This is a genomic window from Streptomyces sp. NBRC 109706, assembly GCF_000974485.1.
Lineage (GTDB): Bacteria > Actinomycetota > Actinomycetes > Streptomycetales > Streptomycetaceae > Streptomyces.
Map to the genome: position 1 here is coordinate 338,027 of NZ_BBOM01000005.1, position 22,562 is coordinate 360,588.

The following is a 22,562-nucleotide window of genomic DNA, read 5'->3' on the forward strand; positions in this document are numbered from 1 at the left end:
GCGTTGAGGAGGAAGGATGCGTCCCATCGCCGCCCGGGCGCCCCTCGCCGGCGGGCATACGCTGGATGGTCTGCTGCTGGCGACGGCGATCGTCGGGATCTCCCTCTCCGGGCCCCTGATCGCCACGGTGGCCGCGCCGGCGCTGGCCATAGCCTTCTGGCGGAACGCGCTGGCGGTCGCCTCGCTGACGCCGGTGCTGCTGCGCGGCTCGATCCGGCGGGAGCTCGGCCGGCTGAGCCGACGCACGGTGCTGCTGTCGGCCGCCGCCGGCGGCGCGCTGGCCGCGCATTTCGCGCTCTGGCTGCCCAGCCTCCGGCTGACCTCGGTGGCCTCGTCGGTGGCGCTGGTCACCACCACCCCGATCTGGACCACGGTGCTGCTGCGGCTGCTGGGCCACCGCCCGCCCCGGCTGGTGTGGTGGGGCACGCTGCTCTCCTTCTCCGGGGTACTGCTGCTCACCGGCGTCGATCTGGGGATATCCGGGCGGGCGCTCGCCGGGGACGCGCTGGCCCTGGGCGGCGGCATGGCGGGCGCCGTCTATGTGCTGATCGGCGCCGAGGTGCGCCGCACCACGAGTACGGCCAGCTACACCCTGCTCTGCTACACCTCCGCCGCGCTGCCGCTGCTGGTCGCCGCCCTGGCCACCGGCGTCTCCCTGGGCGGCTATTCGGCGGAGACCTGGGGCAAGCTGCTGCTGTTGACGGTCGCCTCCCAGTTGCTCGGCCACTCGCTGCTCAACCGGGTGGTGCGCGGCCTCGGCCCCTCGATCACCTCCACGGCGATCCTGTTGGAGACGCCAGGGGCGGCGTTGATAGCCGCGATCTGGCTGGGCCAGTCGCCGCCGCTCGCCGCCTATCCCGCGCTGACCGTGATCCTGCTCGGCCTGACCCTGGTCATCAGGGCCGAACGCGCCGGCAGCGACCCCGCTGCCGGCACCGACCAGCCCGTTCCGTCGAGAGAGCCGCCCCGTGCCCACACCACCCCCCGCACCCCCGCTTGACCTGGTGGCCGCGCGGCTGCGTTCGGCGCTCGGCGAGCCGGACGCCAGCGCCTCGGTCACCTTCCTCGGCACCGAGCGGATCGAGGTGCTGCGCTTCGCGGACGCCTCGGCCGGCCTAGTCCGCTATGCCACGCTCGGCATGTCGGCGGCGCCGATGGCCGATCCGACGTCGATGGTCGCCGATCCCGAGGTCGGCCCGCGCGCCGAGCTGCTGCTGACCCTGCGCGGTGGGCTCGCCCCCACCGACCAGGCGCTGCGCGCGTTGGCCACGTTCGCCGCCGCGCCCCAGGTCGAGGGCGTGGTGGTGGCCCCGGGCGGCTCGCTCGACCTGGGCCAGCCGCTCTGGCCCGACGCCCCGTTCCACTCGGTGCTGGTCGGCGAGGGCGGCGGGCTGGTGCCCGATCTCGAACTGCCGGCGCCGCTCTCCCCCGTGCGGTTCCTGCCGCTGCTGCCGATGACGCCCAACGAGGCGGCCTGGAAACGGGCGCGCGGCGCGGAGGCGCTGCAGGAGCGTTGGCTCTCCCAGGGCACGGATCTCAGAGATCCCACCCGAATGGCGGTTTCGCTCGCTGAGTGAACCAGCTTGACGGGGGCGCGCGGCGGCGCGACTGTAGTTGCTCATGAGGGGGGAACCGAGTTGCCCGAAGTGCGGGGGCCGGGTGCGGGCGCCCGGACTCTTCGCCGACTCGTGGCAGTGTGCCTCGCACGGCGCCGTCCACCCGTTGCAACCCGTGGTCCCGCCCAGCGCGCCCTCGCTCGGCGCGGTGGCCAACCGCAGCCGGGTCCCCGTCTGGATGCCCTGGCCGCTGCCGGTCGGCTGGCTCTTCACCGGGGTCGCCGGCGCCGGCTCGGACGGCGCCGGGGCCCGGGCCACGGTGCTGGCCTGTCGGGGCCCGGGGCCGCTCGGCGGCTCGGGCGAACTGCTGTTGGTGGCCGAGGAGTTCGGCGTCGGTCTCGGCGCCCGCTTCGCCGGCGTGCCGGAGCCGGCGGCGGGCCGCGCCCCCGCCGACGACGAGGCGTTCCGCGAGGTCAGGGTGGTGGCCGCCGGTCGCCCCATGACGCTGCGTCAGCCGCCCGGCGCCCCCGACGACCGGACGGTCTTCGTCGGAGAGTCCCAGGGCGTCCGGCTCTGGGCCGTGATCTGGCCCGAGCGGTCCGGGCTGACCCTCCACGAGGAACTGGTCCTGGCCGATCTGCGCGAGGCGGGCTCCGATCTCGACCTGGTCCCCTGCGGGGCGCTCTCCCCCCGGCTGCTGGAGTGACCCCACCCGTCCGGCGGCTATCCTGAGCCCCGTGCGCATCGACCTGCACACCCATTCCACCGCGTCCGACGGCACGGCCTCCCCCGCCGAGCTGGTGCGGGCGGCCGCCGCGGCGGGGCTCGATGTCGTGGCCCTCACCGACCACGACACCGTCGCCGGCCATGCCGAGGCCGCCGCCGCGCTGCCCCGGGGGCTGACCCTGGTGCCGGGCGCCGAGCTGTCCTGCCGCCTGGACGGCGTCAGCCTCCACATGCTGGCCTACCTCTTCGACCCCGACGAGCCCCAACTCGCCAAGGAACGCCAGCTGTTGCGCGACGACCGGGTGCCCCGCGCGCAGGCCATCGTGCGCCGCCTCCAGGAACGCGGCGTCCCGATCACCTGGGAGCGGGTCCGCGAGCTGGCCAGGGGTTCGGTCGGCCGGCCGCATATCGCTGCGGCGATGGTGGAGGCCGGAGTGATCGAGGACGTGTCCGCCGCGTTCACCCTGGAGTGGATCGGCGACGGGGGCCGGGCCCATGTCGGCAAGCACGAACTGGACGCCTTCGAGGCGATCCGGCTAATCCACCAGGCCGGCGGCGTCGCCGTCTTCGCCCATCCGCTCGCCGTCAAACGCGGCCGATGCGTCCCGGAGAGCGCCATCCCGCTGCTGGCCGAGGCCGGCCTGGACGGCGTGGAGGCGGACCACTACGACCACGATCCGGCGACCCGCGACCGGCTGCACGCGATGGCCGCCGACGTCGGCATGCTGGCCACCGGCTCAAGCGACTACCACGGCACCCGCAAGCCCTGCCCGCTCGGCCTCAACACCACGGCCCCCGACACCTACGCCGCCCTGCTGGAACGCGCCTCAGGCGGCACCCCGATCACCCGCTGACGGAGCCCCAGAACGCGGCCAGCGCGGCGGCCGTGGCCGCCGGACGCTCCGCGTTCGGTGAATGCTCAGCGCCCTCGATCACGGTGCGGCGCGCCCGCAGCCGCTCCGCCATCAGATCCAGCTCGGGCACCGGCCAGGCCGCGTCCCGTTCCCCGGACAGCACATGCACCGGCAGCCCGGTCGCCGCCAGCGCGGCCACCCGGTCCGGCTCGTACCGCAGGGTGCGGCCCGTGTGCCGCAGCTGCGCCGGCGAGTTGGCCAGCCAGCGGCGGCGCAGAAACTCCCAGGACTCCGAGGTGTCGGCCTTCGGCTGGAGCAGCCCCCACAGCCGCCGCTGCCCCAGCAGTGGCAGCCCGAAGGACAGCGCCCGCGCCCGCCACCGCTGACCGGCGGCCACCCGGCCGGCCCCCGAGGCCATCAGGGTCAAAGAGGCGAACGGCACCCGCCCGGCCGCCGCCGACCGCAGCACGGCGCCCCGGGCGATCAGACCGCCCAACGAGTGCCCCACCAGATGCGGCGCGGTCACCGACCCCGCCCCCGACAACGATTCGGCCTGCGCCAACACGTCCTCGGCGAGCGCGCCAAGACCGTAGGAACGGCGCGCCAGGTCCCCCGTCGACTCGTACTGGCCGCGCCCGTCCACCGCCACCGCCCGGTAGCCGGCGGCGGCGATCGGCTCCAGCAGCGCGATGAAGTCCTCCTTGCTGCCGGTGAACCCCGGCACCAACAGCGCGGTCCCGGCCGGAGGCCCGCCGGGCTCGATGTCCAACACGGCGAACTCGCCCCGCCGAGTGGCCAGCGGATACGCCCGCACCCCCGACGGCGGCACCAGAAACGGCGGTCTACTCACGCCCAGAACCGTACCGCCATGCCGGCACCCCGGCTGCGTCCAGCCACCCACCGGACTGGGCCACGCGGCACGCCCGGCGACCGCAGATGTAGCAGCGCCTCGGACCGGCAGACGCCGGGAAAGCAACGAACAACAGGCAACCGGACAGGCCCGGCACGCGCCGGCGACGGCCGAAGCGGGCGGCCGGCGACCGACCGGAGGCACGGCCGCACCGGGCGGCCGGCGCCCCGGAGGACGCGCGAGCCCGGGAACGCAGGCCGCGCGGCGCCCGACTGCCACCGGAGAAACAACAACACCGAACGGCGGGCGCGGGCCGGACACGCATGCCGGCACCCCGGCTGCGTCCGGCCAGCCACCGGGCTGGGCGACAAGAAGCGCCCAACGGCGACCGAAACGGACGCCCGGCGACTGCGGGGAGGAGCGAGGGCACGGAGCCACGACGCGGCACGCCAGGGACGGCCGAAGCCGGCGCCCCGGAGGACGCGCGAGCCCGGGAACGCAGACCGCACCCCCGGGTGGGCAACGCCCGCGCCCGGCGACCGCCGGAGAAGCAGCGACTCGGACCGGCAGACGCGGCCGGCAACCGCCGGGAAAGCAACGAACAACAGGCAACCGGACAGGCCCGGCACGTGCCGGCGACGGCCGAAGCGGGCGGCCGGCTACCGGCCCGAAGCGCGACGGCGCCGATCGCGAGACCGAGCCGCCGGCGCGGCCGGGCGCAACGCCGGCTGGCGGGCGCGGAGCGCCCTACCGCGCGCACGCTCAACGTGCCGGCGGGCAGCTGACGGCAGGGAAGCGGGGCGACCGGAGCCCGGCCGGTGCCGGAGACGCCGCTGTCCGGTCGTCGGCCCGGGGGCCGATGACCGGACAGGTCAGGTCGTGGTGCCGTTCCGCCGGCCAGGCGATCAGCTGCCGGCCGGGGTGCCGGCGCCGCCTCGGGTGCGGCGGCGACGTCGCCTGGGCGCGCGGGGGGCGTCGCCCTCCGCCGCCGGGGCAGCCGCCGGAGCCGGGACCGTGCCCTCCGCCGGGGCGGACGCCTCGCCCAGCGGCTCGCCGCCGCGCGTGCGCCGCCGCTGCCGCTTGGGCCGGGCCGGCCGCTTGGCCGGCGCCTCGGCCGCCGCGCTCTGGCCGCGCCGGCCGCCCCGCTTGGCCTGGGGGCCGCCCAGGTCCTCGACCTCTTCGGCGGCCAGGCCCGCCCTGGTGCGCTCGGCGCGCGGCAGGGTGCCTCGGGTGCCCTCGGGGATGCCGAGCTCGGCGAAGAGGTGCGGCGAGGTGGAGTACGTCTCCGGGGGGTCGGGGAACGACAGCGCCAGCGCCTTGTTGATCAGCTGCCAGCGCGGGATGTCGTCCCAGTCCACCAGGGTGACCGCGATGCCGGCGGCACCCGCGCGGCCGGTGCGGCCGATGCGGTGGAGGTAGGTCTTCTCGTCCTCGGGCGTCTGGTAGTTGATCACATGGGTGACGCCGTCCACGTCGATGCCACGGGCGGCGACATCGGTGCAGACCAGGACGTCGACCTTGCCGTTGCGGAAGGCGCGCAGCGCCTGCTCCCTGGCGCCCTGGCCGAGGTCGCCGTGGACCGCGCCGGAGGCGAAGCCACGACGGGCGAGCTGGTCGGCCACATCGGCGGCCGTCCGCTTGGTGCGGCAGAAGACCATGGCCAGGCCACGGCCGTCGGCCTGGAGGATCCTGGCCACCATCTCCGGCTTGTCCATCGAGTGGGCCCGGTAGACATGCTGGGTGGTGTTCGCCACAGTGGCGCCCTCGTCATCCGGCGCGGTGGCCGTGATGTGGGTGGGCTGGTTCATGTAGCGGCGGGCGAGGGCGATGACCTGGCCCGGCATGGTGGCCGAGAAGAGCATGGTCTGCCGCTTGGCCGGCAGCTGCTCGATGATCTTCTCGACGTCCGGCAGGAAGCCGAGGTCGAGCATCTCGTCGGCCTCGTCCAGCACCAGACTGCGCACCTGGGAGAGCCGCAGCTTGCGCTGTCCCGCCAGGTCGAGCAGCCGGCCCGGGGTGCCGACGACCACGTCGACGCCCTTGTTGAGCGCGTCGACCTGCGGTTCGTAGGCCCGGCCGCCGTAGATGGAGAGCACCCGGACGTTGCGGGCCTTGCCCGCGGTGAGCAGGTCGTTGGTGACCTGCTGACACAGCTCACGGGTGGGGACGACGACGAGCGCCTGGGGAGCGTCCGTGAGCTGGTCGGCCGTGGCACGGCCGGCCTCGACATCGGCGGGGACGGTGACGGCCTCCAGCAGCGGCAGGCCGAAGCCGAGGGTCTTGCCCGTGCCGGTCTTGGCCTGCCCGATGACGTCCTTGCCCGCCAGGGCGACGGGAAGCGTCATCTCCTGGATGGGGAACGGGCTGGTGATGCCGACGGCTTCAAGAGCCTCGGCGGTCTCGGCGAGGATGCCGAGATCTCGAAATGTCGTGGTAGCGGACAGCGTGGTTGCCTCTTCTGTGTGACGCGGCACACGGCGGCGAGGCGGGTCTGCGTACCGCGTCGTTGCCTGGGCGGCCTTGGGGGGCCGGCCAGTCGGCGCGGGACCCGGTCGTCTCGCTCAAGCGCAAGCACCGCGCGAGCGGGTCCCTCGTGCCGCGTTTCGTGCGGGGCGCACGATCCGCGTGAGGGCTGGTCAAGTCGGAGCCGATCGGGCCACCGACCGGACATCCGCAGGGGCCCTGGGGCTCCGCGTGTTCCGGGCCCAGGAAACTCCAGCTTGGGATGGGACCCACCGCGTCCGGGCGAGCCTCTATAGCACTGTACCTCGGAACCACGCACATATGGCAGGCCCCGTTTCGGAGGCCGTCTTCCCCGGCTCCTCGGTTCCCTGCCCTGGGACTATTCTCCTTGGCCATGGAGACGCCGCAGAACCCCGCCGACCCAGCCGCCGACTCAGCAGACCCAGCCGTCGACCCGGCTGCCACAGCCGACCCAGCCGTGGAGGACGCGGCGGGACCGGGCGGGATCGCCGCGACCGACTGGGCCGAGGCGTCCGCCGACCCCAGATACCGGGCGGCCATCGTGGATCTGCTGGGCGCGCTCGCCTACGGGGAGCTGGCCGCGTTCGAGCGGCTGGCCGAGGACGCCAAGCTGGCGCCCGGGCTGACCGACAAGGCGGCCCTGGCCCGGATGGCGACGGCCGAGTTCCAGCACTTCGAGCAGCTGACCGAGCGGCTGCGGGAGATCGACGAGGACCCGACGGACGCGATGCGCCCGTTCGCCGCCCCGCTCGACGAGTTCCACCGACTGACCGCCCCGTCGGACTGGCTGGAGGGCCTGGTCAAGGCCTATGTGGGGGACGCCATCGCGGCCGACTTCTACCGTGAGGTGGCCTCGCGTCTCGACTCCGACACCCGTCGGCTGGTGATGGGGGTGCTGGACGACACCGGGCACGCCTCGTTCGCCGTGGAGCGGGTCCGTTCGGCGATCGAGGCCGAACCACGGGTGGGCGGCCGGCTGGCGCTGTGGGCGCGGCGGCTGATGGGCGAGGCGCTGTCGCAGGCGCAGCGCGTGGTCGCGGACCGGGACGCGCTCTCCACCATGCTGGTCGGCGGCGTCGCCGACGGCTTCGATCTGGCCGAGATCGGCCGGATGTTCTCCCGGATCACCGAGGCGCACACCAAGCGGATGGCCGCTCTCGGCCTGTCGGCGTAGCGGCCGGCGCGGCTAGAGTCGCGCCATGGCGACAGCGGCTGAACCCGGCTTCGACCGGGCCCTGATCGAGGAGTCGGCGAAGAAGTCCGCGCTGGTGTGGGTGCGCGGCCCCGAGGGGCCGCCGCGCGCGCTGTGGCATGTCTGGCACGAGGGCGCCGTCTGGCTGGTCGGCGGCCCGGGGGAGCAGCCGCTGGACGGTCTCGGCCTGGTCGAGGGGGCGCGGGCCACGGTGAGCTGCCGCAGCAAGGACAAGGGCGGCCGGCTGGTGGTCTGGCCGGCGGCGGTGGCCGAGCCGGCGAGCGACGATCCGGGGCGGGCGGCGGCGGTGGCCGAGCTGGCCGCCAAGCGGCTCAACGCCCCCGACACCGCCGCCCTGGCGAGTCGGTGGGACGCGGAGTGCCGGGTGCTGCGGTTCACGCCGGTGGGCGGGACCAGCCAGCGCCCCGGCGCGATGCCGGAGGACGGCGGCGCAGCCGCTCCGCTGCCCACGCCGGCCAGCACCCGGGTGCCCACCCCGACCGGGCTGCCCACCCGCCGTCGGCAGCGCCGCAAGCGCTGACCAGGCCCGTACGCCGGGTCATTCACGGGGCAGCAGCGCGTCCCCGTAGTCGACGATCTCGTCGTCGGCCGGCGGGTGCAGGGTGAAGTCCTCGCCCCAGTCGGTCAGCTTGAGATCGCCCGCGCCGCCGCCCCTGCGCAGCCGCAGCGGATAGGGCGTGCCGTCCAGGGCGACGTCCATGATGCCGCCGGCGCCCTCGGCCGCCTGGAGCTGGATGGTGCGGACGCCGTCCACATCGTTCTGCTCGCCGACCGCCCTGGTGCCCTCCAGGGCGAGCAGCGCCTCCAGCAGGCCGTCCTTCTCGGTGAAGCCGCTCAGCTCGGCATAGGCCGGATCGTCCGTGACGACCAGCACGTACTTGCCGTCGAGCTTCTGCGTGGGGTCGGAGTCCAGCTCCTCGGGGATGCCCTCGGTCTCCCAGAACGCGGCGTCGGCCCGCATGTACATCTCGTCGCCGACCCGCAGCAGTTCGAAGGTGGCGCCCTCGGCCGAGACCTCGCCGACGGCGCCCTCGGGGCCGAGGCGCATGTCCAACCGGTAGGAGGCGCCGTCGGCGAGCACGGTGCCGGAGAGCCGCACGCTGGTGGCCTCGGCCGCCGCCGTCCTGGCCGCCTCCTCTATCTCCTCCGGCGGCAGCTCGTCCACGCCGTTGGTCTCCTCCGGCGGCTCGCCCTCGGGGGTGCAGGCGACCGAGCCGACAAGGAGTGTCACCCCGGACACCACACCCGCCAGAACCCTGCGCCACCGGGGATGTGTTGCGGACGCGCGAGCGATCACGGTGGCTGCCTCTCGTCCCATGGGGGCTGGTGTGGCGGCAGCGTACCGGGCTCCCCGCGACGCGGGGAAAGGGGCGGTCCTTGTGCCCGTCCGGTGCGCCGTACCATCGGGGGCATGGCTACCGATATTCCCCCAGCGCCCGGCGCCACCGGCACCCTGCCCACCGAGGACGATGTGCGGGCCGCGCTGGGGCGGGTGAACGATCCGGAGATCCACCGTCCCATCACCGACCTCGGCATGGTGAAGTCGATCGCCATCGACGCGGACGGCGTCGTCACGGTGGCGATCTATCTCACCATCCAGGGCTGCCCGATGCGCGACTCCATCACCGCCGAGGTGACGGAGGCGGTGCGGGGCGTCGCCGGGGTGCGGGACGCTCGGGTCGAGCTGGACGTGATGAGCGACGAGCAGCGCAAGGAGCTGGCCACCACGCTCAGGGGCGGCCAGGCCGAACGGGAGGTCCCGTTCGCCAAGCCGGGCTCGTTGACCCGGGTCTACGCGGTGGCCTCGGGCAAGGGCGGCGTCGGCAAGTCGTCGGTCACGGTCAACCTGGCGGCGGCGCTGGCGGCGGACGGGCTGAAGGTCGGCGTGGTGGACGCCGACATCTACGGCCACTCGGTGCCCCGGATGCTGGGCACGGAGGCGCGGCCGACCCAGGTGGAGAACATGATCATGCCGCCCACCGCGCATGGCGTGAAGGTGATCTCCATCGGGATGTTCACGCCGGGCAACGCGCCCGTGGTGTGGCGCGGTCCGATGCTGCACCGGGCGCTCCAGCAGTTCCTCGCCGATGTCTTCTGGGGCGATCTGGACGTGCTGCTGCTCGATCTGCCGCCGGGCACCGGCGATATCGCGATCTCGGTGGCCCAGCTGGTGCCGGGCGCGGAGATCCTGGTGGTGACCACGCCACAGCAGGCCGCCGCCGAGGTCGCCGAGCGGGCCGGTTCCATCGCGGTGCAGACCCACCAGAAGATCGTCGGCGTGGTGGAGAACATGGCGGGCCTGCCGTGCCCGCACTGCGGCGAGCTGGTGGATGTCTTCGGCACCGGCGGCGGCGAGCGGGTCGCCGAGGGCCTGACGCGGACGACGGGCGCCAAGGTGCCGGTGCTGGGCAGCATCCCGATCGATGTGCGGCTGCGGGAGGGCGGCGACGACGGCCGGCCCGTGGTGCTGTCCGACCCGGAATCGCCGGCGGGCGTGGCGCTGCGTTCGATCGCCTCGGCGCTGGGGGCGCGGCAGCGCGGCCTGGCCGGAATGTCGCTGGGGATCACCCCGCGCGCGAAGTTCTGACGGTCCGCCTGGGCCGGGCCCCGGCCCGGCCCAGCGCGATCAGCCGCGCACCGAGTAGCTCTCGATGTCCTTGATCACCGCGAAGCCGAGGCCATAGGCGCTCATGCCCCGACCGTAGGCGCCGATATGCACGCCGTGCGGCGCGGCGCCGGCGAGCACCCAGCCGTACTCCGACTCGCGGTAGTGGAACGAGGTGGGCACCCCGTCCACCGGGAGGGACAGCTCGCTCCAGCCGCTGCTCCCCAGATCGTCGGCCAACTCCCAGGCGATGGACGTCTGTTGCTCCAGCCAGTCCTGGCGGAGCGCCCGTTCCATCTGGGCCGGCCAGGTGCAGGCCAGCAGGCCCGAGCCGGCCAGCCAGGCCGCCGAGGCCGGTGAGGTGGCCTCCAGCACGCCATGGCCGTCGGGGCTGCGCCGGACCGGCCGTCCGGCGACGGTGACCACGGCGGTGAACCGCTGGTCCTCGTGGCCGAGTTCGGCGCGCAGCGTGGGCTCCTGGCCATGGCCCGTGGCGCCGTGCTCGACCGAACCGTCGGCCGCCATGCCGACCTGGGTCAGCCAACGGGGGCCGGTGAACGCGTCGTCCAGCCCGTACCAGGGAAAATCGGCGGCGAGATAGCCCGCGAGCACCGGCCGGGCCCCCGGCACACCCCGGACCTTGCCCCCGCTACCGGAATCGTCACCTGTCGCGTCGTGCGGCTCCGCCCGACTCGTCGTCTCCATGTGCCGACGCCTCCTCATTGCCCTCGTCCTGGGCACACCCCGGACATAGGGAGGATAGCCATCCCGCTCCGCGCTGTCGGGCGCGCCCGGTGAGCGGGGGCCGGCATATGCCCCAAAGGGGTCCGATCCAGTCAGGTGGCGTCGATGTCGAACGCCGGGGCCTCGGCGGGCGCGGCGTCGCCGGCCGAGGCGGCGGCCCGCGGTGCGTCCGAAGCGGTGGTGTCCTTGGCGAGCTTGACCGTGGTGGCCGCTTCCTCGCCGGTCTTGGCGAGCTTGACGGCGCCGTCCGCGCTCCCACCGGCCTTGGCCGGTCCCGTGCCCTCGCCGGTCGACGGCGTGCGCTGCTTGGCGAGGCTGGTGGTGGGGCGGGCCCCGCCCGGCTTGTTGCGCTGGGGGGTGGTGCGGCCGTTGACCGCGTCCGTGACCTCCCGCAGCTCCTTGCGCACATCGAGATCGTTCGCCAGCTCGCGGAGGCCGAGATCGTCGTTGTCCATCAGGTGCTTCTTGGCGAAGGTCTTCGGGTTGAGGTCCTCGAACTCGAAATCCTTGAACTCAGGGCCCAGCTCCGAGCGGATGTCCTGCTTGGCGTTGTCGGAGAACTCCCGGATCTTCCGGATGAACTGGACCACCTCGCGGATCATCTTGGGCAGCTTCTCCGGGCCGAAGACCAGGATGGCCAGGATGATCAGCGTGATGAACTCTAGGGACCCTATATCGAAGAACACCGGACAGCTCCCTCACGCAAACGAGTAGATGGCCACGGTACCCCGGGGTGCCTGGCCGGGGGGAGACCAACGGAACCAGCAACGGGTAAAGGGACGGTTCGGACAGCTCGGGGTGAGCGGGGCACCGCCCCCGTCGGCCACCCCCTCAGCCGGCGGACTCGCCGAGCACCACATCCAGGGTCAGCTCCCGGTCGCCGCGCTCGATGGTCAGCGTCAGCTGGTCCCCCGGGCGGTGGCTGCGGATCTTGATGATCAACTCGTCGGCGCCCAGCACCCGCTGGCCGTCCACCGCCGTGATCACATCGCCGTCCCGGACGCCGGCCCGGTCGGCCGGGCTGTCCGGCACCACCGAGGGATCGTCCGTCGAGCTGCCGACCCGGGCGCCCTCGCCCGTGTAGCGGGTGTCCAGGGTGACCCCTATCACCGGGTGGGTGGCCTGCCCGGTGTTGATGAGCTGCTCGGCGACGTCCTTCGCCTGGTTGATCGGGATGGCGAAGCCGAGGCCGACGCTGCCCGCCTCCGCGCCGCCGTTGTCCACACTGCGGATCGCGCTGTTGACGCCGATCACCCGGCCGTTGGCGTCGGCCAGCGGGCCGCCGGAGTTGCCCGGGTTGATCGGGGCGTCCGTCTGGAGGGCGTTCACATAGCTGATGTCGGAGCCGTCGCCCTGCTCGCCGCCGGCGGTGATAGGGCGCTCGGTGGCGCTGATGATCCCCGAGGTGACCGTGCCGGCGAGGCCGAACGGGGAGCCGATGGCCACCACCGGATCGCCCACCCGCACCAGATCCGAATCGCCCAGCTCCAGCGGGGTGAGCCCGGACACGTCGGAGACCTTGACCACGGCCAGGTCGTAGCCGCTGTGCCCGCCGACCACCTCGCCGCTGACCGTGTCCCCGCTGCTGAAGGTGACGTCGACCAGCCGGCCGGCGCCCGAAGCGCCGGCGACCACATGCGAGTTGGTGAGGATATGGCCGCGGTCGTCCAGCACGAAGCCGGTGCCGGAACGGCCGCCGGAGGCGTGCAGCGTGACCACGCCGGGGAGCAGCGCGTTGGCGATGGCGGCGATGCTGCCGTCGGGCGCGGCGACCGCCTCGCCCGAGGTCTGCGGCAGCCGCACCTCGCTGAAGGTGCCGTTCCGCTCCAGCTGGACGCCGACCACGCCGCCCAGCGCACCGGCCAGCAGGGCCAACAGCGCCGCGCCGAGCACCAGCCTGACGGCCCGGCCACGGGAGCGCGGCCGCTCCCCCGCGGGCGCGGCCAGGGAAGCGGACGGCGCCTGCGGTGCCGGGACGGGCGCGGGAACGGAGGCGGACCACGGGTTGTAACGGGCGGACGGCGCCTCGGGCGACGGCACGGCGCCGCCCGACGCGGTCAACGGGGCCGCGCCGCCGAGGCTGCCGCCATCCGCCGGGGGCGGCAGGCGGACGCCGGCCGGCGGCGTCGGATCGGGGCGCTGCACGGGCGGCGCCGGCGCCCAGGGCCCCGGCTGGCCGTAGGGCGGCGTGCTGTAGGGGTCCTCGATGTCGCCGGCGGCACCCGAGGCGGCGCCGGAACTCGGCACCGCCGGGGACGCCGCGCCGCGCTCGGCCTGGTCCGGCGAGTCCCACGGGGGGCCTGAGCCGTCCCGCCGCTCGACGCCGTTCCCCTTGTCCATGGCCGCCGTCCCCATCGTGTCCGCGCCGTCCTCTTCCCCGGGCTGCATTCAACCAGGTCGATCGGGCGATCTCAGCGCGGACTCACGGCACCGAGCGCGCTCGGGGGCGTGGGCTCCGGGCGCAGCGGGCCTATCAGCGGCGTGGCCGTGGTGACCGGCGGGGTGGCCTCGGGCACCGGGGAGGGGCCGTGGTCCGCCGGCAGGCTGCTGCCCAGCAGGGTGAAGTGCCGCAGCGGGGAGCCCGACGGCCCGGCGCCGCCGTCGGCGACCGGCTGGGCGCGCAGCGCCCCGGCCGCCTGGCCCTCCTCGTCGGCGCGCGCCGTCATTGGGCGCGGCCCGGCGCCACCGGGGGCGACACCGCTGCCGGCGGTGACCGTGCTGGGGGCGGAGGCGACGGCCGTCGGGGTGCCGCTGCCCGCGTTGCTCACCGCACCGCCGATCGCGAAGGCCGCGAGCGATACGGCGCCGGCGGCGGCGAAGGCGATCCGATGGCCGCGATGCGTCCGGCTCAGCGCCGGCGACTCGTGTATCCGGAAGCCACGCTCCCCGCCGAGACCCGCCGGGGACAGGAACGAGGAGCGGCCCCGGCCGCCGGGCAGCAGATCCAGCCGGAACGCGCTCGAACGTTTGGGAGGGGTGCCGGCGGACGGGGGGCCGTCCTCGCCGGGCGGCGGGGGGTCGTCGCCGAGGGGCCGCCGCGGCTCGACGCTCTCGGCCGGCACGTTCTGCAGCCTGGCCAGCAGGCCGGCGGACGGCGCGGGGAGCGGACTCGCGGCGAAGGCGCTCTTCAGCCGGCGCTGCGCCTCGGCTTCGGTCTTGCAGTGCGCACAGGTGGCGAGATGGGCCAGCACGCGGTCTCTGCGGTCATGGGACAGCTCGCCGTCCACCAGGGCGGCGAGGCTCTCTCCCAGATGACGGTCCGGGCCGGACTCGGGGGCAGCGGTCACTCCATCGCGCCTTCCGTCGCTCCCGAGGCTCCGGGGGCCGCGGCGAGAACCGGATCGGGCGCGGACTCCCGCGCGGCGCGCTCCCCCGGCGAGCGGTGGCGCAGCGCCTTGCGCAGATGGGACCGGCCCCGGTGGATACGACTGCGGACCGTGCCCAGCTTGACGCCGAGGGTGGTGGCGATCTCCTCGTAGCTCAGCCCCTCGATATCGCACAGCACCACGGCGGCGCGGAAGTCGGGGGCGAGCGTGTCCAGCGCCTGCTGCACATCGGCGTCGAAGTGGGTGTCGTTGAAGTGCTGTTGGGGCGTGGGCTCCCGGCTGGGCAGCCGGTCGGCCGCGTCGTCGCCGAGGGCGTCGAACCTGATGCGCTGCTTGCGGCGCACCGAGTCCAGGAAGAGGTTGGTGGTGATGCGGTGCAGCCAGCCCTCGAAGGTGCCGGGGGTGTAGGTGGACAGCGAGCGGAAGACCCGGACGAAGACCTCCTGGGTGAGGTCCTCGGCGTCGTGCTGGTTGCCCGTGAGCCGGTAGGCCAGGCGGTAGACCCGAGCGCTGTGGGTGCTGACGATCTCCTCCCAGCTGGGGGGAGCCCACCCCTGGCTGTCAGCGCCCGTGCTGAAGGTGGCCACGGCGTTGGTGGTGCCGTCGGCGGTCTCGGTGGTGCTGTGCACTCGGTCGCTGTCAGCGTTGTCTGTCACGGAATTCGGCCCGCCGAAGGACCACCGGAAGCGCGCGAACACTCCCTGGCCGGTGGACGCGGCCGCACCTCCCCTGTCGGCTCTGGTGGTGTCCAGTGGAGCCCCTACCATAGCCACCTCGCCCGTTAGCTCCGGATAAGCATTTTTGGCCTGCTTTTCCGTGGAGCCCCCGGACGACCGCCCGGAGGACCGTGTGTCCACAGACCAACTGCCCTGACCAACGTCAGAGGCGGGCATCCCGTTCCCCGCCGAAGTCGATACAGTCAAGGCGCGTGACAGACGGGGACAGGAGAGGGCCATTACCGGCAACCGGCTGACGAGCTGGGCGTTCGCCGAGGCGTATGGCGCACCGGACGCCGAAAGCGCCGAGGGCACGGCGTTGGCCTGGGCCCGTGAGCGGGCGCTGGAGGCCGGGGTGCGCGCGGTCTCCCCCGGCACGGGCGACGCCCTGCGGCTGCTGGCCATGGTCTCGGGTGCGCGGGCGGTGGTCGAGATCGGCACCGGCACCGGGGTCTCCGGCATCCATCTGCTGACCGGGATGCGTCCGGAGGCGGTGCTCACCACGGTGGACACCGAGCCCGACCGGCAGCAGTTCGCCCGGCAGGCGTTCCGGCTGGCCGGCTTCCCCGCCAACCGCACCAGGATCATCCCGGGGCACGCCCTCGATGTGCTGCCCCGGCTCACCGACGGCGGCTACGACCTGGTGTTCTGCGACGGGGACCGCCTTGAGTACCTGGACTATCTCGCAGAATCGTTGCGGCTGCTGCGCTCCGGCGGACTGGTCTGTTTCGCCGGGGTCTTCGCCGGCGGGCGCACCGTGGACTCGGCGGCGCAGCCGACCGAGGTGCGCCGGCTGCGGGAGTTGCTGCGCGCCGTCCGGGAGAGCGAGCGGCTGGCCCCCGCGCTGCTGCCGGTCGGCGACGGGCTGCTGTGCGCCGCCCGCCGCTGAGCCGCGTGAAGTTTTCACGAAGGTTCCGCGCGCCCGGGCGAGGCGCACGACAAACGGCGCCGCCCCGGAGACATGCTCCGGGGCGGCGCCACAGGATCAACGCGGAACGGCGCGGCGTCAGCCGGTTACCTTCTTCAGCTCCTCGTCGAGTGCGACCGCCTCGTCAGGGGTCAGCTCGACAACGAGTCGGCCACCGCCTTCGAGCGGAACGCGCATGATGATGCCCCGCCCCTCCTTGGTCACCTCAAGCGGACCATCGCCCGTCCGCGGCTTCATGGCCGCCATGCTCGTTCCCCTTCCTGAACCAGCTCGTCGCAGCCGATGACGCGAGCGCCGTCGGCGTCGAACACATTGCTTGACTTCATTATCCCGCATGAATGGGTCCCATGACCAACATTGGGCGGTCTCCCTTCGGCAACGCAAACACGCAAAACCACTCAATTCGGCAATCGCCCGCTCCGGCAGGGTTCTCCCGAGGTGTTCCGCCCGTCATGCTGAGCGGCATGACGGAGACGGTGCTCTACGAGGTGACCGAGAGTCTGGCGACTGTCACACTGAATCGCCCCGAGGCGATGAATGCCCTCAATCACGAGACCAAGGAGGCGCTGCGCGACAGGCTCACCGAGGCGGCGGCGGATTCGCGGGTGCGGGCGGTTCTGCTCGCGGCAAACGGGCGCGCCTTCTGTGTCGGACAGGACCTCAGGGAACACGCGGCGGCGCTCGACGCCGAGGGCGACCCACTGGCCACCGTCGACGCGCACTACTCGCCGATCGCGCGGACGCTCATCGAAATGCGGAAACCCGTGGTGGCCGCGGTCAACGGAGTGGCGGCGGGCGCCGGTTTCGGTTTCGCGCTGGCCGCCGACTACCGGGTGATGGCGATGGGTGCCTCTTTTCACACCGCATTCGCGGGAATCGGCCTCGCCGCCGACTCCGGGCTCTCCTGGACGCTGCCGCGCGCCGTGGGCCGGGCGCGGGCGACGGAGCTGCTGCTCTTCCCCCGGGCGGTGGACGCGGCCGAGGCCGAACAGCTCGGCCTGGCGCAACGGGTGGTGCCCGGCGAGGAGTTGGCGGCGAGCGCGCGCGGCATCGCGGTGGCGCTGTCCCGGGGGCCGACGCTCGCCCATGCGGCGATCAAGGAGGCGCTGGACTTCACGGCCGAACACGATCTGGCGGCCAGCCTGGCGAAGGAGGCCGAACTGCAGTCGGCGCTCGGCGCCAGCCGGGACCACCGCGCCGCCGTCGCCGCCTTCCTCGCCAAGCGGCAGCCCACCTTCGAGGGCGGCTGAACCGGCACCGCGTCGGTCAGGGCCCGGGATCGGGGCCCTGGGTCGGCTGGGGGGCGGATCTGGCCCGGGCGAGGGCCTGTTGCAGATCGGCGATCCTGGCGTCGCGTTCGGCCAGCTCGGCGGCGAGCCGGTCGAGGACGTCGTCCACCTCGACCATGCGGTAGCCGCGCGGGGCGACCGGGAGGCGGACCCGCACCACATCGGCCGGCGCCACCGGCCGGTCGAGCGGCAGCGGATCGGCCGGCCGGTCCGGATCGGCGTCCCGCAGCCCGCCGGTGGCCGGCGCGCCCGTGCCGTCGCCGCTGCTGAGCACCGCCAGCGTCACCGCCGCGATCACCACGACCATCGCGACCATCAAGAACCAGAACACCGTGATCTCCCCTGTGAGTGCCTCCCTACGGAGTCTCCCATGGGGCACTGACAGCGCGGGCCGGGTAGGTTCGGAGGTCGGGCACCCGCGGGAAGGACCCCTGGGGCGCCGAGCCGGGAGACCCGGAACGAGGGAGAGCTGAGCCGCATGTTGCGCCTGGGGAAGCGGGAGTTCGCCGCCGAAGAGCCGGTGATCATGGCGATCGTCAACCGGACGCCCGACTCCTTCTACGACCAGGGCGCCACCTTCCAGGAGCGAGCCGCCCTTGAGCGGGTCGACCGCGCGGTGGACGAGGGCGCGGCGATCATCGACATCGGCGGGGTCAAGGCGGGTCCGGGCGCCGAGGTGGACGCGGCGGAGGAGATCCGCCGCACCGCGGGCTTCGTCGCCGAGGTGCGGAGCCGGCATCCCGACGTGGTGATCAGCGTGGACACCTGGCGGCACGAGGTGGCGGACGCCGCCTGCGCCGCCGGCGCCGATCTGCTCAACGACGCCTGGGGCGGCGTCGATCCGAAGCTGGCCGAGGTCGCCGCCCGGCACGGCGTCGGGCTGGTCTGCACGCATGCGGGCGGCGCCCGGCCGCGTACCCGTCCGCACCGGGTGCGGTACGACGACGTGTTGGCGGACATCCTGCGGGTCACCGTCGGCCTGGCGGAGCGCGCGGTGGCGCTCGGGGTGCGCCGGGACGGGGTGCTGATCGATCCCGGGCACGACTTCGGGAAGTCGACGCGCCACTCCCTGGAGGCCACCAGGCGGCTGGACGAGATGACGGCCACCGGGTGGCCGGTGCTGGTCTCGCTCTCCAACAAGGACTTCGTCGGGGAGACGCTGGATCGGCCGGTCAAGGAGCGGCTGATCGGCACCCTGGCGACCACCGCGATCTCGGCCTGGCTCGGCGCCCGGGTCTACCGGGTGCACGAGGTGGCCGAGACCCGGCAGGTGCTGGAGATGGTGGCCTCGATCGCCGGCCACCGGCCGCCGGCGGTGGCCAGACGCGGTCTCGCCTGATCACAAGCGAAACCCCACGCGATCACACGCGCCCCCAAGCGACCCCAAACGACCCGAACGACCCCGAACGGCCCCGAACGACCCCGAACGGCCCCAACCGACAACGTCAGGCCGCCCGGTCGGGTGGGCTCAGGGGTTGGTGACCAGGCTGATGGCCTCCGCCACGTCGTCGGTGATCCGGAACAGCTCCCCGTCGCGCTCGGACGCCTTGCCCTGGGCGATCACGGTGTCCCGGAGCCAGTCGGCGAGGCCGCCCCAGTAGGCCGAGCCGAAGAGGACGATCGGGAAGCGGGTCACCTTCTGGGTCTGGACCAGGGTCAGCGCCTCGAACAGCTCGTCCATGGTGCCAAGGCCGCCGGGCAGCACCAGGAAGCCCTGCGCGTACTTGACGAACATCGTCTTGCGGACGAAGAAGTAGCGGAAGTTGATCCCGATGTCCACATAGGGGTTGAGGCCCTGTTCGAAGGGCAGCTCGATGCCCAGGCCGACGGAGACCCCGCCGGCCTCGCTGGCGCCCAGGTTGGCCGCCTCCATCGCGCCCGGGCCGCCACCGGTGATCACCGCGAAGCCCTCCTCGACCAGGCCCTGCCCGATCTGCCGCGCGGTCTCGTACTCGGGCGCCCCCGGCCTGGTCCTGGCCGATCCGAAGACGCAGACGGCCGGGCCGAGTTCGGCGAGCGCGCCGAAGCCCTCCACGAACTCGGACTGGATGCGCAGCACCCGCCAGGGGTCCTGGTGGACCCAGTCCGACGGCCCCCTGGAGTCCAGCAGCCGCTGGTCGGCGGTGCCGACCGTCACCTGGGCCCGTCGGCGGACCACCGGGCCGAGCCGCTGCTCGGGCGGCTCGTCGACGGCCGAACGCCGCTGGTCTCCCGGGTCCCCACCCGTGGTCTCCGCGCTGCTGCTCATGGCGCGCTCCTCACCTGTCGTCGCTGTTGGTGCGTTGTGCGTTGCGTTGCCCGCGTGGCCTGTGTGACGTGCATGGCCTGTGTGGCCCGCGGGTGCTCGGGTTGTGCGCGCCGGCCGCGCGCGGGCGGCGGTCAGCCGCCGGTCAACCAGGCGCGCAGCCGCTCCTCGCAGGCCAACACGGCCTCGGTGGCGACGCGTTCGTCCTGGCGGTGGGCGAGGTTGGGATCGCCGGGCCCGTAGTTGACGGCGGGCACGCCGAGGGCGCTGAACCGGGAGACGTCCGTCCAGCCGAACTTGGGCATCGGTCGGCCGCCGACGGCGTCCACGAAGGCGCGGGCGGCGGGGTGCGAGAGTCCCGGCAGCGCGCCGGGCGAATGGTCGTCGACCACGAACTCCGCGATGCCGCAGCCGTCGAAGACCTCCCGCACATGGGCGAGCGCCCGCTCCTCGTCCAGGTCGGGGGCGTAGCGGTAGTTGACGGTGACCACGCAGGAGTCCGGGATCACGTTGCCGGCGACACCGCCCTCGATCCGGACGGCGTTCAGGCCCTCGCGGTACTCCAGGCCGTCGATCTCCACCCGCCGGGGGGCGTACTCGGCGAGCCTGGTCAGCACCGGCGCGGCGGCGTGGACGGCGTTGACGCCCATCCAGGAGCGCGCCGAGTGGGAACGTTGGCCGGGCAGCCGCAGCAGGACCCGCAGGGTGCCCTGACAGCCGCCCTCGACCTGCCCGTTGGACGGTTCGAGCAGCACCGCGAAGTCCCCGGCGAGCCAGTCGGGGTGGGCGCCGGCCAGCCGGCCGAGGCCGTTGCGCTCCGCCTCGACCTCCTCGTTGTCGTAGAAGACGAAGGTCAGATCGCGGTTGGGCCGGGGCAGGGTGGCGGCGAGGCGCAGTTGGACCGCGACGCCCGACTTCATGTCGCAGGTGCCCAGGCCCCAGAGCACGCCGTCGTCGTCGAGCCGGGACGGCAGGTTGTCGGCGACCGGCACGGTGTCCAGATGGCCGGCGAGCACGACCCGTTCGGCCAGGCCCAGCTCGGTGCGGGCCACCACGTTGTCGCCGAACCGGTCGACGCGCAGCCAGGGCACGGCGTCCAGCGCCTCGGCGACCGCGTCGGCCAGCGGGCCCTCGGTGCCGCTCACCGACGGGATGTCGACCAGCCGCGCGGTGAGCGCGGCGGCGTCGAGCCGCAGGTCGAGGCGCGGGGCTTGGGCCGTCCCCGGCGGGGGGACGAGGTCGCTGGGGGTGGCTGCCGGTCGTTCCATGGGGGTCACGGTACCCGCGTGGCTTGTGGGACTCGACGCAGCCGTTACCCTCGTCGGGTGCCCGAACGGACGAGCGCCACACCGCGACGACGGCGCCTGGCGCGTGGCGCCGGGGCCACCCTGGTGCTGCTGGGAGTTGGCGGCTATGTCGCCCTCCAGTACGAGTCGGGTTCCCGAAGTGAGCCGCACTGCGCGGTCCGTGGCGCCGAGGACGACGAGGCACGCCATACGCTCACCCCGGTCCAGGCGGCCAACGCCGCGACCATCGCCGCCGTCGGCACCGCGCGCGAGCTACCGGAGCGGGCGGTGACGATAGCGATCGCCACCGCGATGCAGGAGTCCAGCCTGCGCAACATCGACTACGGGGACCGGGACTCGCTGGGCCTCTTCCAGCAGCGTCCCTCGATGGGCTGGGGCACCCCCGAGCAGGTCACCGACCCGGTGTACGCGTCGGCCGCGTTCTACGACGTGTTGCTCGAGGTCCCCGACTATCTGACGCTGCCGCTGACGGTCGCGGCGCAGGAGGTGCAGCGCAGCGCGCACCCCGACGAGTACGCCAAGCACGAGACCAACGCGACGCTGCTCTCCGGGGCGCTGACCGGGCGGGTGGCGGCCGGGCTCAACTGCACCACGGGCAACGACCGGGTCGCGGGGGACGCCGCCGAGCTGGAGCGGCTGCTGGTCCGCGACTTCGGCGCCGAGCTGGTGGTGGAGCGGGTCGGCGACGCGGAGGAGGACGAGCTGTGGCTGCCGGTGCCGGACGGCGACTCGGCCGAGCCGGGGTGGCGGATCGCGCACTGGTCGGTGGCCAGGGCGGCGGAGTTGGGCATCGAACGGATCGCCTGGGACGGGCAGGTCTGGGAGTCGGCGCGGTCCGACGACGGCTGGCGCCCGATACCGGGGGATTCCGCCGAGGCCGGGGATTCCGCGGCCAATTCCCCGTCGGGCGTGCGGCTTTCGCTTTTCCCCGCTCTCTGACATCCGCCCCGGCGCGCCGGGGGGTCCGACGGCGCGTGAACGGTTGGCGAACGCGACGAGCCCTTGAGAGGCAGCGGCTTCGCATTCCATGGCGCCGATCCGTCAACTCCGAACGTCGGACCGTGTTTTTTCCGGTGTGCGCACGGGATTCTTCGCGAATCTCCTCTCCACGCCCTTGACTTGTCCCCGGCTTGTCCTTACCCGGCCCTTGCCAAAGCGCCGTTCCTCCCCCGATACGTTGAATCGATCGGTTGACAGGAAGTCAAATACCGTGAGAACAGTCGGGGTTGTGTCTTTTTTCGACGGACGTCCACTCGGCCGTACGGCGCATTACGCATTCTTTACCCGTCACGACCGCAACCGATCGCCGACGACGGACGATAGGCACGGCGTCCACGGGGGCCCGTTCGCCCCCGCCACGCCCGCGGCCGTGAAGCGCCTTCGCGCGCGCCCGGCCGGCAAAGGAGATTCCCCATGTCGCATCCCGCACGTCACACCCTGGCCAGGGTCGCCCTCTGCTGCGCCGCCGGCGCCGCGAGCCTGCTGGGCACGGCGGCCACGGCCCAGGCCGCCGACAGCCGGCCGGCCGCGAGCAGCGGCGACACGGATGTGCTCGCCGACACGGTGAACGGCGTCGGCCGGGCCGCCGTCGGCGTGGTGAACGAGGCCGGCGCCGATGTGGCGCCCCGGCTCTCCGAAGGTGGCCGGGCCCTCGCCGCCCTGACCACCCGCTGACCCCGACGCCGGGCACGGTCGTCGACCGTGCCCGGCGTCGTCGAG

General features: G+C 73.6%; 24 protein-coding genes. 12 read left to right on the top strand and 12 right to left on the bottom strand.

The features are described from left to right. Positions 1-16: 16 nt before the first annotated feature. The 4 genes from AOM46_RS06430 to AOM46_RS06445 are packed head-to-tail and all read left to right on the top strand — an operon-like array spanning position 17 to position 3,136. Positions 17-1,000, top strand: coding sequence for a DMT family transporter (locus AOM46_RS06430; RefSeq protein WP_078856538.1), 984 nt, complete (start codon positions 17-19; stop codon positions 998-1,000). Further along, positions 969-1,577, top strand: a complete 609-nt coding sequence (locus AOM46_RS06435; protein ID WP_234313659.1) for a suppressor of fused domain protein — start codon at positions 969-971, stop codon at positions 1,575-1,577. The genes AOM46_RS06430 and AOM46_RS06435 overlap by 32 nt, the downstream gene beginning before the upstream one ends. A 43-nt stretch (positions 1,578-1,620) precedes the next feature. Further along, positions 1,621-2,262 carry a DUF6758 family protein gene (locus tag AOM46_RS06440; protein ID WP_062206893.1) on the top strand — a complete coding sequence of 214 codons (642 nt, stop codon included), beginning with the start codon at positions 1,621-1,623 and terminating at the stop codon, positions 2,260-2,262. A gap of 31 nt (positions 2,263-2,293) precedes the next feature. Further along, positions 2,294-3,136 (top strand): PHP domain-containing protein, encoded by an 843-nt coding sequence (locus AOM46_RS06445; protein ID WP_062206895.1) that lies wholly within the window; start codon positions 2,294-2,296, stop codon positions 3,134-3,136. Here AOM46_RS06445 and AOM46_RS06450 read toward each other — a convergent pair. Next, positions 3,126-3,986 (bottom strand): alpha/beta fold hydrolase, encoded by an 861-nt coding sequence (locus tag AOM46_RS06450; RefSeq protein ID WP_062206897.1) that lies wholly within the window; start codon positions 3,984-3,986, stop codon positions 3,126-3,128. The genes AOM46_RS06445 and AOM46_RS06450 overlap by 11 nt on opposite strands. A gap of 905 nt (positions 3,987-4,891) precedes the next feature. Further along, positions 4,892-6,460 carry a DEAD/DEAH box helicase gene (locus AOM46_RS06455; RefSeq protein WP_107080005.1) on the bottom strand — a complete coding sequence of 523 codons (1,569 nt, stop codon included), beginning with the start codon at positions 6,458-6,460 and terminating at the stop codon, positions 4,892-4,894. Positions 6,461-6,843: 383 nt separating this feature from the next. Here AOM46_RS06455 and AOM46_RS06460 point away from each other — a divergent pair, with 383 nt between their 5' ends. Both AOM46_RS06460 and AOM46_RS06465 read left to right on the top strand, forming a co-directional pair. Further along, positions 6,844-7,644, top strand: a complete 801-nt coding sequence (locus AOM46_RS06460) for a ferritin-like fold-containing protein (RefSeq protein ID WP_078856539.1) — start codon at positions 6,844-6,846, stop codon at positions 7,642-7,644. A 25-nt stretch (positions 7,645-7,669) separates the two neighbouring features. After that, positions 7,670-8,203: a hypothetical protein gene (locus AOM46_RS06465; protein ID WP_062206901.1), complete on the top strand. Its 534-nt coding sequence runs from the start codon at positions 7,670-7,672 to the stop codon at positions 8,201-8,203. An 18-nt stretch (positions 8,204-8,221) separates the two neighbouring features. Here the strand turns inward: AOM46_RS06465 and AOM46_RS06470 are convergent, their stop codons facing one another. After that, a complete protein-coding gene (locus tag AOM46_RS06470) occupies positions 8,222-8,914 on the bottom strand; it encodes a hypothetical protein (RefSeq protein ID WP_078856671.1) in 693 nt (230 codons plus the stop codon). Positions 8,915-9,094: 180 nt separating this feature from the next. Between AOM46_RS06470 and AOM46_RS06475 the strand changes: the two genes are divergently transcribed. After that, positions 9,095-10,270, top strand: a complete 1,176-nt coding sequence (locus AOM46_RS06475; protein ID WP_062208582.1) for an Mrp/NBP35 family ATP-binding protein — start codon at positions 9,095-9,097, stop codon at positions 10,268-10,270. 39 nt (positions 10,271-10,309) lie between these two features. Here the strand turns inward: AOM46_RS06475 and AOM46_RS06480 are convergent, their stop codons facing one another. From AOM46_RS06480 to sigE, 5 genes are all read right to left on the bottom strand, one after another. After that, positions 10,310-10,993 (bottom strand): hypothetical protein, encoded by a 684-nt coding sequence (locus AOM46_RS06480; RefSeq protein ID WP_062206905.1) that lies wholly within the window; start codon positions 10,991-10,993, stop codon positions 10,310-10,312. A gap of 131 nt (positions 10,994-11,124) precedes the next feature. Next, a complete protein-coding gene (locus tag AOM46_RS31630; protein ID WP_062206907.1) occupies positions 11,125-11,718 on the bottom strand; it encodes a sec-independent translocase in 594 nt (197 codons plus the stop codon). A 145-nt stretch (positions 11,719-11,863) separates the two neighbouring features. Then, positions 11,864-13,420 carry a S1C family serine protease gene (locus tag AOM46_RS06490; protein ID WP_078856540.1) on the bottom strand — a complete coding sequence of 519 codons (1,557 nt, stop codon included), beginning with the start codon at positions 13,418-13,420 and terminating at the stop codon, positions 11,864-11,866. 23 nt (positions 13,421-13,443) lie between these two features. Next, positions 13,444-14,319: an anti-sigma factor gene (locus AOM46_RS06495; RefSeq protein ID WP_062206909.1), complete on the bottom strand. Its 876-nt coding sequence runs from the start codon at positions 14,317-14,319 to the stop codon at positions 13,444-13,446. Further along, positions 14,316-15,125, bottom strand: coding sequence for an RNA polymerase sigma factor SigE (gene sigE / locus AOM46_RS06500; protein WP_078856541.1), 810 nt, complete (start codon positions 15,123-15,125; stop codon positions 14,316-14,318). The genes AOM46_RS06495 and sigE overlap by 4 nt, the downstream gene beginning before the upstream one ends. 124 nt (positions 15,126-15,249) lie before the next feature. Here sigE and AOM46_RS06505 point away from each other — a divergent pair, with 124 nt between their 5' ends. Continuing rightward, positions 15,250-15,963 (top strand): O-methyltransferase, encoded by a 714-nt coding sequence (locus AOM46_RS06505; protein ID WP_078856542.1) that lies wholly within the window; start codon positions 15,250-15,252, stop codon positions 15,961-15,963. Between the two features lie 117 nt (positions 15,964-16,080). On the opposite strand, the gene AOM46_RS31635 is transcribed toward AOM46_RS06505, so the two are convergent. Next, a complete protein-coding gene (locus AOM46_RS31635) occupies positions 16,081-16,248 on the bottom strand; it encodes a DUF3117 domain-containing protein (RefSeq protein ID WP_019434894.1) in 168 nt (55 codons plus the stop codon). A 218-nt stretch (positions 16,249-16,466) separates the two neighbouring features. Between AOM46_RS31635 and AOM46_RS06510 the strand changes: the two genes are divergently transcribed. Then, positions 16,467-17,252, top strand: a complete 786-nt coding sequence (locus AOM46_RS06510) for an enoyl-CoA hydratase/isomerase family protein (RefSeq protein ID WP_062208588.1) — start codon at positions 16,467-16,469, stop codon at positions 17,250-17,252. A 16-nt stretch (positions 17,253-17,268) separates the two neighbouring features. On the opposite strand, the gene AOM46_RS06515 is transcribed toward AOM46_RS06510, so the two are convergent. Next, on the bottom strand, positions 17,269-17,622 hold the full coding sequence (locus AOM46_RS06515) for a DivIVA domain-containing protein (protein ID WP_062206915.1): 354 nt from the start codon (positions 17,620-17,622) through the stop codon (positions 17,269-17,271). A 147-nt stretch (positions 17,623-17,769) separates the two neighbouring features. Between AOM46_RS06515 and folP the strand changes: the two genes are divergently transcribed. Continuing rightward, positions 17,770-18,630, top strand: a complete 861-nt coding sequence (gene folP / locus AOM46_RS06520; protein ID WP_062206917.1) for a dihydropteroate synthase — start codon at positions 17,770-17,772, stop codon at positions 18,628-18,630. 129 nt (positions 18,631-18,759) lie between these two features. Here folP and AOM46_RS06525 read toward each other — a convergent pair whose 3' ends face one another. Together AOM46_RS06525 and dapE are read right to left on the bottom strand one after the other, a co-directional pair. Next, positions 18,760-19,539, bottom strand: a complete 780-nt coding sequence (locus AOM46_RS06525; RefSeq protein ID WP_078856543.1) for a TIGR00730 family Rossman fold protein — start codon at positions 19,537-19,539, stop codon at positions 18,760-18,762. Between the two features lie 131 nt (positions 19,540-19,670). Then, positions 19,671-20,804 carry a succinyl-diaminopimelate desuccinylase gene (gene dapE, locus AOM46_RS06530; protein ID WP_062206918.1) on the bottom strand — a complete coding sequence of 378 codons (1,134 nt, stop codon included), beginning with the start codon at positions 20,802-20,804 and terminating at the stop codon, positions 19,671-19,673. Between the two features lie 57 nt (positions 20,805-20,861). Here dapE and AOM46_RS06535 point away from each other — a divergent pair, with 57 nt between their 5' ends. Beyond that, a complete protein-coding gene (locus tag AOM46_RS06535) occupies positions 20,862-21,782 on the top strand; it encodes a hypothetical protein (RefSeq protein WP_062206920.1) in 921 nt (306 codons plus the stop codon). A gap of 474 nt (positions 21,783-22,256) precedes the next feature. Then, positions 22,257-22,517, top strand: coding sequence for a hypothetical protein (locus AOM46_RS06540; RefSeq protein WP_062206922.1), 261 nt, complete (start codon positions 22,257-22,259; stop codon positions 22,515-22,517). Positions 22,518-22,562: the final 45 nt, after the last annotated feature.

Excerpts from the sequence above, each read along its gene's own strand:
- AOM46_RS06440 (WP_062206893.1), top strand. The coding sequence starts at position 1,621 with ATGAGGGGGGAACCGAGTTGCCCGAAGTGCGGGGGCCGGGTGCGGGCG.
- AOM46_RS06465 (WP_062206901.1), top strand. The coding sequence starts at position 7,670 with ATGGCGACAGCGGCTGAACCCGGCTTCGACCGGGCCCTGATCGAGGAG.
- folP (WP_062206917.1), top strand. The coding sequence starts at position 17,770 with ATGTTGCGCCTGGGGAAGCGGGAGTTCGCCGCCGAAGAGCCGGTGATC.
- AOM46_RS06525 (WP_078856543.1), bottom strand. The coding sequence starts at position 19,539 with ATGAGCAGCAGCGCGGAGACCACGGGTGGGGACCCGGGAGACCAGCGG.
- AOM46_RS06430 (WP_078856538.1), top strand. The coding sequence starts at position 17 with ATGCGTCCCATCGCCGCCCGGGCGCCCCTCGCCGGCGGGCATACGCTG.
- sigE (WP_078856541.1), bottom strand. The coding sequence starts at position 15,125 with ATGGTAGGGGCTCCACTGGACACCACCAGAGCCGACAGGGGAGGTGCG.
- dapE (WP_062206918.1), bottom strand. The coding sequence starts at position 20,804 with ATGGAACGACCGGCAGCCACCCCCAGCGACCTCGTCCCCCCGCCGGGG.
- AOM46_RS06460 (WP_078856539.1), top strand. The coding sequence starts at position 6,844 with ATGGAGACGCCGCAGAACCCCGCCGACCCAGCCGCCGACTCAGCAGAC.
- AOM46_RS06510 (WP_062208588.1), top strand. The coding sequence starts at position 16,467 with ATGACGGAGACGGTGCTCTACGAGGTGACCGAGAGTCTGGCGACTGTC.
- AOM46_RS06540 (WP_062206922.1), top strand. The coding sequence starts at position 22,257 with ATGTCGCATCCCGCACGTCACACCCTGGCCAGGGTCGCCCTCTGCTGC.
- AOM46_RS06480 (WP_062206905.1), bottom strand. The coding sequence starts at position 10,993 with ATGGAGACGACGAGTCGGGCGGAGCCGCACGACGCGACAGGTGACGAT.
- AOM46_RS06475 (WP_062208582.1), top strand. The coding sequence starts at position 9,095 with ATGGCTACCGATATTCCCCCAGCGCCCGGCGCCACCGGCACCCTGCCC.
- AOM46_RS06490 (WP_078856540.1), bottom strand. The coding sequence starts at position 13,420 with ATGCAGCCCGGGGAAGAGGACGGCGCGGACACGATGGGGACGGCGGCC.
- AOM46_RS31635 (WP_019434894.1), bottom strand. The coding sequence starts at position 16,248 with ATGGCGGCCATGAAGCCGCGGACGGGCGATGGTCCGCTTGAGGTGACC.